Annotated in this window: 11 protein-coding genes; 4 read left to right on the top strand and 7 right to left on the bottom strand. The window is 56.8% G+C overall.

The window, feature by feature from the left end; translation table 11 throughout:
* Positions 1-69: 69 nt before the first annotated feature.
* The 3 genes from ABFX35_RS16480 to ABFX35_RS16470 are packed head-to-tail and all read right to left on the bottom strand — an operon-like array spanning position 70 to position 3,798.
* Complete coding sequence (locus ABFX35_RS16480; protein WP_346082202.1) at positions 70-1,248, bottom strand: T6SS immunity protein Tli4 family protein; 1,179 nt, start codon at positions 1,246-1,248, stop codon at positions 70-72.
* Complete coding sequence (locus tag ABFX35_RS16475; protein ID WP_346082201.1) at positions 1,181-2,272, bottom strand: T6SS immunity protein Tli4 family protein; 1,092 nt, start codon at positions 2,270-2,272, stop codon at positions 1,181-1,183. Before ABFX35_RS16475 ends, ABFX35_RS16480 begins: the two co-directional genes overlap by 68 nt.
* Complete coding sequence (locus tag ABFX35_RS16470) at positions 2,269-3,798, bottom strand: esterase/lipase family protein (RefSeq protein WP_346082200.1); 1,530 nt, start codon at positions 3,796-3,798, stop codon at positions 2,269-2,271. Before ABFX35_RS16470 ends, ABFX35_RS16475 begins: the two co-directional genes overlap by 4 nt.
* A gap of 569 nt (positions 3,799-4,367) precedes the next feature.
* On the opposite strand from ABFX35_RS16470, the gene nudK reads away from it, so the two are divergent.
* Positions 4,368-4,943: a GDP-mannose pyrophosphatase NudK gene (gene nudK / locus ABFX35_RS16465; RefSeq protein WP_346082199.1), complete on the top strand. Its 576-nt coding sequence runs from the start codon at positions 4,368-4,370 to the stop codon at positions 4,941-4,943.
* Positions 4,944-4,999: 56 nt separating this feature from the next.
* On the opposite strand, the gene tkt is transcribed toward nudK, so the two are convergent.
* Together tkt and tal are read right to left on the bottom strand one after the other, a co-directional pair.
* A complete protein-coding gene (tkt, locus tag ABFX35_RS16460) occupies positions 5,000-6,994 on the bottom strand; it encodes a transketolase (RefSeq protein ID WP_346082198.1) in 1,995 nt (664 codons plus the stop codon).
* A gap of 22 nt (positions 6,995-7,016) precedes the next feature.
* Positions 7,017-7,967, bottom strand: a complete 951-nt coding sequence (gene tal / locus ABFX35_RS16455; RefSeq protein ID WP_279029248.1) for a transaldolase — start codon at positions 7,965-7,967, stop codon at positions 7,017-7,019.
* 403 nt (positions 7,968-8,370) lie between these two features.
* On the opposite strand from tal, the gene ABFX35_RS16450 reads away from it, so the two are divergent.
* From ABFX35_RS16450 to maeB, 3 genes are all read left to right on the top strand, one after another.
* A complete protein-coding gene (locus ABFX35_RS16450) occupies positions 8,371-8,745 on the top strand; it encodes a DUF2570 family protein (protein ID WP_346082197.1) in 375 nt (124 codons plus the stop codon).
* Entirely contained in the window at positions 8,735-8,905 is a 171-nt protein-coding gene (gene lysC / locus ABFX35_RS16445; protein ID WP_428832205.1) for an Rz1-like lysis system protein LysC, read from the top strand. Before ABFX35_RS16450 ends, lysC begins: the two co-directional genes overlap by 11 nt.
* A 195-nt stretch (positions 8,906-9,100) precedes the next feature.
* Entirely contained in the window at positions 9,101-11,380 is a 2,280-nt protein-coding gene (gene maeB, locus ABFX35_RS16440) for an NADP-dependent oxaloacetate-decarboxylating malate dehydrogenase (protein WP_346082195.1), read from the top strand.
* 46 nt (positions 11,381-11,426) lie between these two features.
* Here the strand turns inward: maeB and mmuM are convergent, their stop codons facing one another.
* Together mmuM and mmuP are read right to left on the bottom strand one after the other, a co-directional pair.
* Entirely contained in the window at positions 11,427-12,374 is a 948-nt protein-coding gene (gene mmuM / locus ABFX35_RS16435) for a homocysteine S-methyltransferase (RefSeq protein ID WP_346082194.1), read from the bottom strand.
* Complete coding sequence (gene mmuP / locus ABFX35_RS16430) at positions 12,361-13,773, bottom strand: S-methylmethionine permease (RefSeq protein WP_121553740.1); 1,413 nt, start codon at positions 13,771-13,773, stop codon at positions 12,361-12,363. Before mmuP ends, mmuM begins: the two co-directional genes overlap by 14 nt.
* Positions 13,774-13,919: the final 146 nt, after the last annotated feature.

Below are 13,919 nucleotides of genomic sequence, written 5' to 3'. Positions count from 1 at the left end.
TGTACCATAATGGAGCGGATGTTAAGGCTATATCTGGCTGATGAAGAGGCCAGATATATCGGCATATATTTAAAATGCCCCCTGGCGCAGGCGGAATGAACAGGTAATGCGATCCCATATCGCCACCAGTTCGGCATCGCTGTAGGCGGGGGGCGGCAGGGTGTAATTATTGAGCGTCAGGTCAATAATGGGGTGTCGAAAGTCCACTATTTTCTCATTGGCGATGGCGGTAAATAACAGTTGTGCCGACGGGATACCGGGCGCTTTTTCAGACGGTGCTGTTACCAGCCATTCGTCGGCCTCAAAACCCGCAATTTGTGTTTTAGCCTTGCGCAGACTCCGCCCGTTTACGCTGTTGATGTAAGGCTGGATCTCGTTGCTGCGTTCCAACATGCTCTTCGCATCGCCAAGATAAGTATTTGTGGAAACCGACAGGGAAAAAACATTGTTATGCGGGTAGACGAAGGTGATGTCCTCTTGTTGTTTACCGCCATCGTCGCGAATAAAGCCCTCGGAAATGCAGGTGCCGGCACCGGACGGAATTTCATCGTTTTGGCGACCGCTTAGACGCGACATGATATTCTGCAGCTCTGCCAGTTTCTGGGGCTTGTTATTTGCTGTAGATGGATCAGATCCGTCACTTAAAAATAATTCACGATCTTTGGTATAACGAGAATCCGAATAATCTGTAATATCCTGCGTGAGGATAAACGCCACCCCATTAATGTAGAGATGGCCTTCCAGAGTACGGCCAAACCCCGGCACACTTGCGTTTTTATTACGGTCGAAAATAACGGCATTATCACTCAGCCGGTAAACCTGCTTGAGAAACGGCTGATCCACTTTATCCACCGTATGCCCGGCGTTCAGTTCTTGCTCACGCAGCCGGATGCGCTGCTCAAACGCCGGGCGGTAGAGGCGCTTGCTGCTGATGCGAACAGCGTTAATGTTGGCCCTGTCCGGCAGGGTATTGCTGAATGAGGCCGGCACGTCAAAAACATAGCGCCCGATGCACTGGGGCCGGGTGGTGGCAAACAGGGTATCAATCATTTGCTGTTCCTTGGTGGTTAACGGTGGCGGCGGCTGCACGCGCTGCGCCCAGAAGTAATAAGCGGTGACAGAGAGTGCCAGCAGCAGTATCAGAAACCGTTTGTTTTTCATGTGACAGTCCCTTGCATGTTTAGAATGCATCTTTCCGTAATCTGAATGAACGGGTAATGCGATCCCATATCGCCACCAGTTCGGCATCGCTGTAGGTGGGCGGCGGCAGCGCGTAATTGTTGAGCGTCACGTCAAGATTAGGGTGCCAGAAATCTGCTGTTTTTTCATTGGCGATGGCGGTAAATAACAGTTGTGCCGACGGGATACCGGGCGCTTTTTCAGACGGTGCCGTTATCAGCCATTCACTCGCGTCAAAACCCGCCATTTGCGCTTTAGCCTTGCGCAAGCTACGGCCGTTAATGCTGCGAATATAAGACTGTATTTCACCGCTGCGTTCCAGCATGCTGGTTTTTTCTTTCAGCGAGTTATTTACCCAAACCGACAAGGAAAAAACGTTGTTATGCGGGTAGACGAAAGTGATGTCCTCTTGTTGTTTACTGCCATCGTCGCGAATAAAGCCCTCGGAAATGCAGGTGCCGGCACCGGACGGAATTTCATCGTTTTGGCGACCGCTTAGACGCGACATGATATTCTGCAGCTCTGCCAGTTTCTGGGGCTTGTTATTTGCTGTAGATGGATCAGATCCGTCACTTAAAAATAATTCACGATCTTTGGCATAGCGGGGATCGGAGTAATCCCTAATTTCCTGGGTGAGGATAAACGCCACCCCGTCGACATAAAGATGGCCTTCCAGAATACGGCCGAATCCTGGTACGCTCGCATCTTCATTGCGGTCAAAAATAACGGCATTATCACCCAGGCGGTAAACCTGCTTGAGAAACGGTTGGTTCCGTTGATTTACCGTATGCCCGGCGTTAAGTTCTTGCTCACGCAGCCGGATGCGTTGCTCAAACGCCGGGCGGTAGAGGCGCTTGCTGCTGATGCGGACAGCGTTAATGTTGGCCCTGTCCGGCAGGGTATTGCTGAATGAGGCCGGCACGTCAAAAACATAGCGCCCGATGCACTGGGGCTGGGTGGTGGCAAACAGGGTATCAATCATTTGCTGTTCCTTGGTGGTTAACGGTGGCGGCGGCTGCACGCGCTGCGCCCAGAAGTAATAAGCGGCGACGGGAAGCGCCAGTAGTAACAGAAGAAACCATTTTTTTTTCATACAACAGGAACCTGCTGAACGATTTTGACCACTGCGCGCACGGTGAACAGCAGGGCATCGGACAGATCGCTATACACCGACTGTGAGCGGTCTACCGGAGCGATGGCATAAGCCCCCTCATGATCCACATTGGTCGCTAGCACGCCGCGGAGCTGTGGGGATGAGAGGCGGATGGATTTCACCGGCACGGTACCGTCGCCGGGGCTGCCGGAGGAAAGCAACTCAAAGGTGCAGCCGGAACTTTGCCGATAGGTGGGGGCCTGTAGCTCAGGGTATTTCATCAGGGTGACTGGAGCCGGGCGTTCCTTCCAAATAAGCGCCTCATCGGAAGGGTTACTCTGGCTGGCGCCGTAAAAAAGCCAGGTGTGCGGATGATATTTACCATTTAGTTCCTCAATAAAATCTTTAACTTTTGTGTTTATTAATGTTTTGTATTGGCTCCACTCATCATCAGCTTTCCCTCCGGAAATCCCCGCTTCGTAGAGCCGCCACCAGTCCGCCTTATTCAGGTAGATTTCCTCATACGGATCGGAAACAGGCAGCGCCACTGTTTCACTGTTGCGTTGTATTTTCAGCCAGCCCGGACCGTAGGCCTTGCCGGGCAGTAACTGGAGGGGGCCAGGAGATTGCGCCAGCACCGGCATCAGCTTTTCTACGCTGTCCCCGATAATCATGCCTATCTTGCCCCGTTCCCCGGTTTTCATCCGCCGATAGGTCGACGGGGAGCCAAGATCGGGCATTACGCCATGCACGATGCCCAGAATGTTTTTCTGCCCGTCCAGGTTTTCCGAATAGTGGCGGGCGACCAAACCGCCCATCGAATGGGTTATCAGGATCACTTTATCCACGGCCAGCCGCTGGTGATACATCGGCAGAACGCAGGTGGTAATGTATTTCCCTAGTCGTTCGGCCGACGTCGCATTGGACTGCAGCCAGTTATAGCCGAACACGTGCAGTGGAAACAGGAAGCGGTGGCTGTGCGCCACCTCGGCGTTGGTCAGCGCATGCAGCGGATCCTCATCACCGATTCTGACGCCGATAAACTTCTGTCGCGCTGTCTGGCGCTTCTCCTCCCTGAAATAGTTATCCATCAGGATATCGTCGTCATTGAGCAGATATTGCAACCGGTCGAGTGCTTCCCCGTAGCTCATGTAAAAAGCGCTCCCCCATCCCCGTTCCCGCCGGGAGGGGAATTTTTTACCATCGGCAGCGTCATTAAAAATCTCTCCAGCGTCATCAACGGTCGTTGTTTTCGGATCAAGAAGCAGTTTTCTTTTTTCCGGGCTGGCGAGCGGCCATTTTACTAGCGATACAGCACTAAACTGCCAAACTTCGCCTCCTGTATTTTTCAGATTTGACCCCATCACGCCGGGGATAAAAATGACGGGTATCACTTTTTCAGGAGGGACGAGACAGACTGAAATGTGATCTTCTTTTATCGGATGTGGGATGAGTTCGTAGTGGATGCGGCCGTGTTCATCCCATATGGGCCGGTGATAAGATTTATTTTGTTTGTTGTTATCCATAATGTAATTCTTTTTCTCTGAATTTAGAGAAAAAGATAACTCCATGTTGTTATTTGTTTTATTTGTCAGTATGCACCATTTTTACAGTTATCAATTCTGTGAATAAATAACAATGCGGAGATAACTGGCATTTATATTTTATTTTCCACCTTTTCATCGTGTTTTTTATCCATCGAATGTTTGTCTCCATTGTTAGCATGAAAATATCAAAAATAGCCAGTAATGCAATTATAATAATAGACCCCAAATAATTTGAGTTGCAGGATAAAAATGCAAAAGCGTTTTTGAACAGCCCAGGCTCCGTAGGGGAGAGCGCGAATGGCCGAATCACGCGGTTTTGCTGCGACAAATTCGTCAGGCAGGGAGCAGATTTGAACGCTGCTGGCAGCGCCCTCATAGGGGCGAGGCCCTGGGTGGGCCGAATAATAAAGCCAACACACCTGCAACTTGACGTATGAAGGGGATAGGCTCACGGCCACAAACGCTCGGGGCTTTTGCCATGATTGGCTTGGCGCAGGGCGGGGGAATCGCGCTATGATTCCTGTGTTGTCGCCAACGGAAGAGAGCCCATGTCTGCAAAAATCGAGAATGTGAAGAAAGAGCTGCTGTCGGATAACTGGTATGTGCTGAATAAATATACCTTTGATTTGAAACGCAAGAATGGCGGTTCCGTTCAGCAGGTGCGTGAAGTTTACGATCGTGGCAACGGCGCCACCATTTTGTTGTATAACCGCGAGCGGGGCACGGTGGTGCTGACCAATCAGTTCCGTATGCCGACCTACGTCAATGGCAACCAGAGCGGTATGTTGCTGGAAGCCTGCGCCGGGCTGTTGGACGGCGATTCCCCCGAGTGGTGCGCGCGCCGTGAAGCCGTCGAAGAAACCGGGTTCCAGGTGGCGAGCGTGAAGAAAGTCTTTGAAGCCTATATGTCGCCGGGCGGTGTTACCGAGCTTATCCATTTCTTTATCGCCGAATACCAGGACAACGAACGCCGCACTTCAGGCGGGGGCATTGAAGATGAAGATATTGAGGTGGTTGAATTGCCGTTCAGGGAAGCGCTGGCGATGATTGACGATGGGCGGATTAAGGACGGTAAAACCATTATGCTGCTGCAGTATCTGGAAATTCATCAGATTATGGCGTAGCCACGCCAGTGCCCCCTTTACCCCGCCTGAACGGTAGGGTAAAGGGGGTTGTGCGTTTATTTCAGCAACGCTTTCGCTTTGGCGACCACGTTTTCTACCGTAAAGCCGAATTCTTTAAACAGCAGATCCGCCGGCGCCGACTCACCGAAGCTGGTCATGCCCACGACCGCGCCGTTCAGGCCCACGTACTTGTACCAGTAGTCCGCGATACCCGCTTCCACTGCCACCCGCGCGCTGACCGCCGCCGGCAGCACCGCTTCGCGGTAGGCCGCATCCTGCTTGTCGAACGCATCGGTGGACGGCATGGAGACCACGCGCACCCGGCGCCCTTCCGCCGTCAGTTGCTCATAGGCGGCAACCGCCAGTTCCACTTCCGAACCGGTGGCGATCAGGATCAGCTCCGGCTGCCCGTCGCTGTCTTTCAGCACGTAGCCGCCGCGGTATACGTTGGCCAGTTGTTCGGCCGTGCGCGGCTGCTGGGCCAGGTTCTGGCGCGAGAAAATCAGCGCCGTCGGGCCGTCGTTGCGCTCGATGCCGTACTGCCAGGCCACCGCCGATTCCACCTGATCGCACGGGCGCCAGGTGCTCATGTTCGGCGTCACCCGCAGGCTGGCCAGTTGTTCGACCGGCTGGTGGGTCGGGCCGTCTTCACCCAGGCCGATGGAATCGTGGGTGTAGACAAACACGTTGCGCAGCTTCATCAGCGCCGCCATGCGCACCGCGTTGCGGGCATATTCCACAAACATCAGGAAGGTGGCCGAATACGGCAGGAAGCCGCCGTGCAGCGCAATGCCGTTGGTGATGGCGGTCATGCCGAACTCGCGCACCCCATAGTGGATGTAGTTGCCGGCCAGGTCTTCGTTGATGGCTTTGGAGCCGGACCACATCGTCAGGTTGCTTGGCGCCAGGTCGGCGGAGCCGCCGAGGAACTCCGGCAGCACCTTGCCGAACGCTTCCAGCGTATTCTGCGAGGCCTTGCGGCTGGCGATGCTGGCCGGGTTGGCCTGCAGTTGTTCCACAAAGGCTTTAGCGTCCGCCTGCCAGCTGGCCGGCAGTTCACCGCTCATGCGGCGTTTGAACTCGGCGGCCTGTTCCGGGAAAGCTTGCGCATAGGCGGCGAATTTGGCGTTCCAGGCGGCTTCACGGGCCTTGCCGGCTTCCTTGGCGTCCCACTGAGCGTAGATGTCCTGCGGGATAACGAACGGCGGATAATTCCAGCCCAGTTTTTCACGGGTGGCGGCCACTTCGGCATCGCCCAGCGGGGCGCCGTGCGCATCGTGCGAACCGGCCTTGTTCGGTGACCCGAAGCCAATCACGGTCTTGCACATCAGCAGCGATGGCTTGTCGGTCACCTGGCGGGCCTCTTCAATCGCCGCCTTGATGGCTGCGCTGTCGTGGCCGTCCACGCCGCGCACCACGTGCCAGCCGTAGGCTTCAAAACGTTTGGCGGTGTCGTCGGTGAACCAGCCGTCGGTGTGGCCGTCGATGGAGATGCCGTTGTCATCATAGAAGGCGGTCAGCTTGCCGAGTTTGAGGGTGCCGGCCAGCGAGCAGACTTCGTGGGAAATACCTTCCATCATGCAGCCGTCGCCCATGAACACGTAGGTGTGGTGGTCAACGATGTCATGGCCGGGGCGGTTGAACTGCGCCGCCAGGGTGCGTTCGGCGATGGCGAAGCCGACGCCGTTGGCGATGCCCTGGCCCAGCGGGCCGGTGGTGGTTTCCACGCCCGGGGTGTAGCCGTATTCCGGGTGGCCCGGGGTTTTGGAGTGCAACTGGCGGAAGTTTTCCAGCTCGCTCATCGGCAGGTCGTAGCCGGTGAGGTGCAGCAGGCTGTAAATCAGCATCGAGCCGTGGCCGTTGGAGAGCACGAAGCGGTCGCGGTCGGCCCAGTGCGGGTTGGTGGGGTTATGGTTAAGGTAATCACGCCACAGGACTTCGGCGATGTCCGCCATCCCCATAGGCGCGCCCGGGTGGCCGGATTTTGCTTTTTGCACGGCGTCCATGCTGAGTGCGCGGATCGCGTTGGCAAGGTCTTTACGTGAAGGCATAACGGTATAGTGCTCCAGATAATTACAGTTCAGCGGCCAGCATATCTTCCAGCTTCTGTTGATCGACGGCGAACAGGCGGATGCCTTCGGCCAGTTTGTCTACTGCCATCGCGTCCTGGTTGTGCAGCCAGCGGAACTCGGCTTCAGACAGCGGCGCCGGCTGGTGGAAGCCTTCTTCGGACGGGCTTAACTTGCGCTCGACAGGGGCTTCGCTCTGTTTCAGCTGTTCCAGCAGGTTCGGTGAAATGGTCAGGCGATCGCAGCCGGCCAGCGCCAGGATTTGTTCTACGCGGCGGAAGCTGGCGCCCATGATCACCGTCTGGTAACGGTGCTGCTTATAGTATTCATAAATGGTGCGCACCGATTTCACGCCCGGATCCTGCTCGGCGTCGTAGCTGGTCGCCGGCTGTTTGGCCTGGTACCAGTCGTAGATACGGCCAACAAACGGCGAGATCAGGTACACGCCGGCTTCCGCACAGGCGCGCGCCTGGGCAAAGGAGAACAGCAGCGTCAGGTTGGTATTGATGCCTTCTTTTTCCAGCTCTTCGGCGGCCTTGATACCTTCCCAGGTGGAGGCCAGTTTGATCAGAATGCGTGATTTGTCGATACCCTGTTGCTGGTACAGGCTAATCAGCTTGCGTGCCTTGGTGACGCACATACCGCGATCGAAGGACAGGCGGGCGTCTACCTCGGTTGAAATACGGCCCGGCACGCTTTTTAGGATCTCAACCCCGATGTTGACGGCCAGTTTGTCGCTGGCGTTGACCAGTTGGGTTTCCTTGCTGCCGCCCTGTTGGCGCGCATAGCCCAGCGCCTCGGTGATCAATGACTTGTACTGCGGCAGGGCGGCGGCTTTCAGAATCAGCGACGGGTTGGTGGTGGCGTCTTCCGGGGTGAACTGGCGGATCGACTCAATATCACCGCTGTCGGCAACCACAACCGTTAACTTTTTTAGTGCGTCTAATTGGTTCATCTTTGGGCTCCTTGACCAACGTCAATGTAGGGAAATAAGAATTCTTTTCATCACAGGCAGAACACACTGCCTTATCAGCCAGGCAAATAAAATGCGCTTTTTCTGATTATTGTGATGGATAAGAACAATGGGATACCACACATTGTAGCCGGGATCTGCGATCCCTGGACCATAACCGCACGCTGGCGGCTGGCACAGCAGCCGCAACGTGATAAATAATCTGGATTAAATATACTCATCCCTGTGCCACACGCCGCCAAATGAACCGGTGAAAATAAACGATGGCAGAAGATTTTATATTTCTTCTGTGGGGTTTTTATCGGCCGCTATTGTGCTTCGCCATCGCAAAAATAGCGCGGCGGCCAATTTCGCGCACGCGGCAATTAACGGAATGGGGCTGGAAATGAGTGTTTTATTACAGAAAGTTATCCGGGTTGGCATATTAGCCTTATTACTGGTGCTGATTGGCCTGGGGGGATATAGCGCACTGCTGAAGCAGCGGGTAACCACGTTGCGCCAGCAGGCGGCGCTGCAACAAAAAACGTTGGCGCAACAAAAGGAACAGATTGCCGCCTTACAGGCCCAGGATGCGCAAAACCGGGCACTAATGGCAGCGCAGCAGCAGCAGGAGCAATGGCTGCGCCAGCAAGGGGATAATACAGAGAGGAAATACCGTGAAGCGATTAAAAACACCGCCTGCGCTGGGCAGCCTATGCCTGGCATTGTGCCTGAGCTCTTGCGCCGCGCCGGCGCCGGCAATGGTGCCGTTGCCCCCTGAATCAGTGTTCCGGCCCTGTGAACAACCGGTATTGCTGGGCGATACCTGGGGCGATGCCGTGAGCTACACCCTGAAATTACAAACCGCGTTAAAAATCTGCGCGGGCCAGGTGGCGACGCTTAACGCCTGGCGAGCCGGGCTGGCGCAGCACGGGGATTAAGATATTCCGTTATTTCCGGTTTTTTTACTTTCTATGGGGTTTTTTATTCCAGGTTATGGGGCGCTTCAAAGTTTGTGATAATTCTCGCTCTATACTGGTTCCGCCTGAAATCAAATATGCCTCGTCATATTTATCGTGCTGGTGTTTTTCCTGCGAAATATGAAGGTTATATATATCAGAACTAAGGAACCGAAAATGGATGAAAAACTAAAGCAAAGTGCCCTTGATTTCCATCAGTTCCCGGTACCGGGGAAAATCCAGGTATCCCCTACCAAACCGCTGGCGACCCAGCGCGATCTGGCGTTGGCCTATTCGCCGGGTGTCGCCGCCCCGTGCTTGGAAATTGCCGCCGATCCGTTGGCGGCCTATAAATATACCGCCCGGGGCAACCTGGTCGCTGTGATTTCCAACGGCTCGGCCGTGCTGGGCCTGGGCAACATCGGCGCGTTGGCCGGCAAACCGGTGATGGAAGGCAAGGGCGTGCTGTTCAAGAAGTTTTCCGGCATTGACGTGTTTGATATTGAAGTCGATGAGCACGATCCCGACAAACTGATCGATGTGGTCGCCGCGCTGGAGCCGACCTTTGGCGGCATCAACCTGGAAGATATCAAAGCGCCGGAGTGTTTCTACATTGAGAAAAAGCTGCGTGAACGCATGAAGATCCCGGTGTTCCATGACGATCAACACGGCACGGCGATCATCACCACCGCCGCAGTGCTCAATGGCCTGCGGGTGGTGAAAAAGAGCCTCTCCGACGTGCGCCTGGTGGCTTCCGGCGCGGGCGCGGCGTCTATCGCCTGCCTGAATCTGCTGGTGGCGCTGGGGCTGCGGCAGCAAAACATTACCGTCTGCGACTCGAAAGGGGTGATCTACAAAGGCCGCGACGCCAAAATGGAAGAAACCAAGGCCGCCTATGCCATTGAGGACAACGGCCAGCGCACCCTGGCAGACGCTATCCCCGGGGCGGATATTTTCCTCGGCTGTTCCGGCCCGGGCGTGCTGACCCAGCCGATGGTGAAGACCATGGCGCAGAACCCGCTGATTATGGCGCTCGCCAACCCGGAACCGGAAATCCTGCCGCCGCTGGTGAAAGAAGTGCGGCCGGACGCCATTATCTGTACCGGCCGCTCCGATTACCCGAACCAGGTCAATAACGTGCTGTGTTTCCCGTTCATTTTTCGCGGCGCGCTCGACGTGGGGGCGACCACTATCAACGAAGAGATGAAGCTGGCCTGCGTGCATGCCATTGCTGATTTGGCGCTGGCGGAACAGAGTGACGTGGTGGCTTCGGCCTACGGCGATCAGGATCTGTCCTTCGGCCCGGAATACATTATCCCCAAACCGTTTGATCCGCGGCTGATCGTCAAGATCGCCCCGGCGGTAGCCAAAGCGGCGATGGAATCCGGCGTCGCCACGCGCCCGATTGAAAACTTTGATGCCTACACCGAAAAGCTGACCGAGTTCGTCTACAAAACCAACTTGTTTATGAAACCGATCTTCACCCAGGCCAAGAAAGCGCTGAAGCGGGTGGTGCTGGCCGAAGGCGAAGAAGAGCGGGTGTTGCATGCCACCCAAGAGTTGGTTTCACTGGGGCTGGGCTTCCCGATCCTGGTGGGCCGCCCGAGCGTTATTGAAATGCGTCTGAAAAAGCTAGGCCTGCAGCTTACGCCGGGTAAAGACTTCGAGATCGTCAATAACGAGTCCGATCCCCGCTTCAATGCCTACTGGGGCGAATACTATCAGATCATGAAACGGCACGGCGTTTCCCAGGAACAGGCGCGCCGCGCGGTTATCGGCAACCCCACGCTGATTGCCGCCATCATGCTGCAGCGCGGCGAGGCCGACGCGATGATTTGCGGCACCATCGGCAGCTACCATGAGCATTATGACGTGGTGAAGAACGTGTTTGGTTTCCGCGAAGGCGTGCACGTGGCCGGGGCGATGAATGCGCTGCTGCTGCCGAGCGGCAATACCTTTATTGCCGATACCTATGTTAACGACAACCCAACGCCGGAACAGCTGGCGGAAATCACCCTGATGGCGGCGGAAACCGTGCGCCGCTTCGGCATTGAGCCAAAAGTGGCGCTGCTTTCCCATTCCAGCTTCGGATCTTCCGATTGCCCGTCGGCGCGCAAAATGCAGCAAACGTTAGCGCTGGTTAACCAACTGGCGCCGGATCTGGAAATTGACGGGGAAATGCACGGCGACGCGGCGCTGGTGGAAAGCATCCGCCACGATCTGATGCCGGACAGCCCGCTGAAAGGCTCGGCTAACCTGCTGATCATGCCCAATATGGAGGCGGCGCGTATCAGCTATAACCTGCTGCGCGTGTCTTCTTCCGAAGGCGTGACCGTGGGGCCGGTGTTGATGGGGGTAGCGAAGCCGGTGCATATTCTGACGCCGATCGCTTCGGTGCGCCGCATCGTCAACATGGTGGCGCTGGCGTTGGTGGAAGCACAAACCCAGCCGCTGTAACCGATGGGCGTTCCTCTGCCGGCCAGAGGAACGCCCGTGCTCAGGCCTATTGGTGGGCGCTCACCTGCGCCGCGATTGCTTGAATATCCTGCGGCGTGGTGCGGCAGCAGCCGCCAATCAGCTGGGCGCCAAGTTGCCGCCATTCCGCCAGCCGTTCAGGCAGGCCGCCGTGCCCGCCGCCGCAGGCGTGCCAGGTTTTGCTCTGCGCATCGTAATGTTCACCGGAGTTAGGGTAGACCAACAGCGGCTTATCACTCAGCGCGGCGAATTCACGCAGCGCCGGGGTGACGTTTTCCAGCGCAATGCAGTTGATGCCAACGGCCAGCACCTGCGGGTTGCCGCGCAGCAGCGCCAGCACATCGCGCAGCGGCGTGCCGTCGCTGAGGTGCTGGCTGTCGCGCAGCGTAAAGGAGAACCAGGCGCCGAGCCGTGGGAATTCTTCTTGCAGCAGGGCAAGCAATGCCTGCAGTTCGCTGAATGAAGGCAGCGTCTCACAGGCCAGCAGGTCCACCCCGGCCTGCGCCAGCGCCGCGATGCGCGGTCGGTGGAAGGCGATCATCTCCGCCTGCGGCAGATGGTAATCCCCGCGGTACTCAGAACCGTCCGCCAGATACGCGCCGTAAGGGCCGACCGAACCGGCGACCAGCAGCGGCCCGGCCTGTGGGTGCTGCGCCAGATAATCGGTGCGCGCCTGCTGCGCCAACTGCACGCTTTTGGCGATCAGCGCCAGCGATTGCCGCTCATCCAGCCCGCGCGGCAGAAACCCCTGCGGCGTAGCCTGATAACTGGCGGTGATGGCGCACTGCGCGCCGGCGTTGAAATAGTCCAGATGCACCTGATAAATCAGCTCCGGGTTTTCAATCAGCACCTTGGCGGACCACAGCGCATCGCTAAGGTTGCAGCCGCGCGCTTCCAGTTCCGTGGCCAGCGCGCCATCCAGAACCAGGGTATTGTTGCCCGCCAGCAATGGGGCAATGGGGTTATTGACCGGCATCTTGTTCTCCTGTTTCCAGCCGTGGTTTTTGCCCGCCGTTGCGGGTCAGGTAATAGGCGGCATAGCAGAGTGCCACGAAGGGCAGGCCGCAGTACAGCGCAATGCGCTGCTGCGGATCAAACGCCAGGCCGATACAGGCCAGCAGGCACAGGGCAAAGCCGGCGATAGGCGTGGCCGGGTAGCCGGGGGCGCGGTATTTCAGCCCGGCAAGCGGTTGGCCGCTGCGCAGATACCGGCGGCGGAACGCAAAGTGGGCGGCGCAGATGCTAAGCCAAACCACCACCACGGCAAAACCGGAGATGGCAGACAGGGCGACAAATACCGTATCCGGGGCGATCACGCTGGTCAGCAGCGCCAAAATACCGCCAAGCATGCTGAAGGTAAGCGCGTTAAACGGGATGCCGCGGCGGTTAACGCGGGAAAAATAGGCCGGCAGGGTGTTTTGGTTCGCCAGCGACCATAGCATGCGCCCGGAGGCATACAGCCCCGAGTTCGCCGCGGAAAGGATCGCGGTCAGGATCACGAAGTTAAAGATATCGGCCGCGTAAGGGATGCCGATGCGCTCGAACACCAGGACAAACGGGCTTTTCACCACCCCGGCCTGGTCCATCGGGATCAGCGCCGCCAGCACAAACACCGTGCCGATAAAGAACACCACCAGGCGGATAACCGTGGTGCGGATAGCCCAGGGCACCACCTTTTCCGGGTTTTCAGTTTCCCCTGCGGCAATGCCGATAAGTTCCGTGCCGGAGAAGGCGAAGTTTACCGCCACCATGGTCATCAGGATCGGCAGGGTGCCCTGCGGCAGCCAACCGGCGGCGGTCAGGTTATGCAGGAAAGGTGCCGGCGTGCCGTCTTTCATTGGCAGCAGGCCGAACATGGCGGCGCCGCCCAGGATGATAAACGCCAGTATGGTCACCACTTTGATCAGGGAAAACCAAAACTCGCTTTCGGCAAAAAAGCGGGTGGTAATGACGTTCAGCAGGTAAATGGTGATACAGAAAATCAGGCACCACAGCCACACCGGCGATTGCGGGAACCAGTACTGCATGCAAAACCCCGCCGCCGTCAGGCTGGAACCCAGTGCGACGGTCCAGGTTAACCAATAGAGCCAGGCCACGGTATAGCCGGTTGCCTGGCCAAGATAGCGGGCTGCGTACACATGGAAAGCGCCGGTTTCCGGCATGGCGACCGACAATTCGCCCAGGCACAGCATCACCAGATAAACCACGATGGCGCCAATCAGGTAGGCCAGCAAGGTGCCGAGCGCACCGGTGGTGGAAATGATGTAACCCGTGTTGAAAAAGAGGCCGGTGCCGATCACGCCGCCCAGAGAAAGCATCACCAGATGCCGGGCTTTCATGGTGCGTTTGAACTGCCCTTCGGAGGGAGATTGCATAATGATATATATCTGTATATGCCCCAAATAATCCGAGCCGCGGGAAGGCCAACCCACCCGCAAGCTGAAATATGAGGGGATAGATGTCTGAATGGCTGGGGTTATACCACCGCAGCGGGCGTGAGATCAATGCGCAGCGCCTCGCA

It is taken from the genome of Gibbsiella dentisursi, assembly GCF_039539505.1.
GTDB classification, from domain to species: Bacteria; Pseudomonadota; Gammaproteobacteria; order Enterobacterales; family Enterobacteriaceae; genus Gibbsiella; species Gibbsiella quercinecans.
The sequence above is the reverse complement of the archived record's forward strand: the minus strand, read 5'-3'. Positions and strand labels throughout refer to the sequence as shown.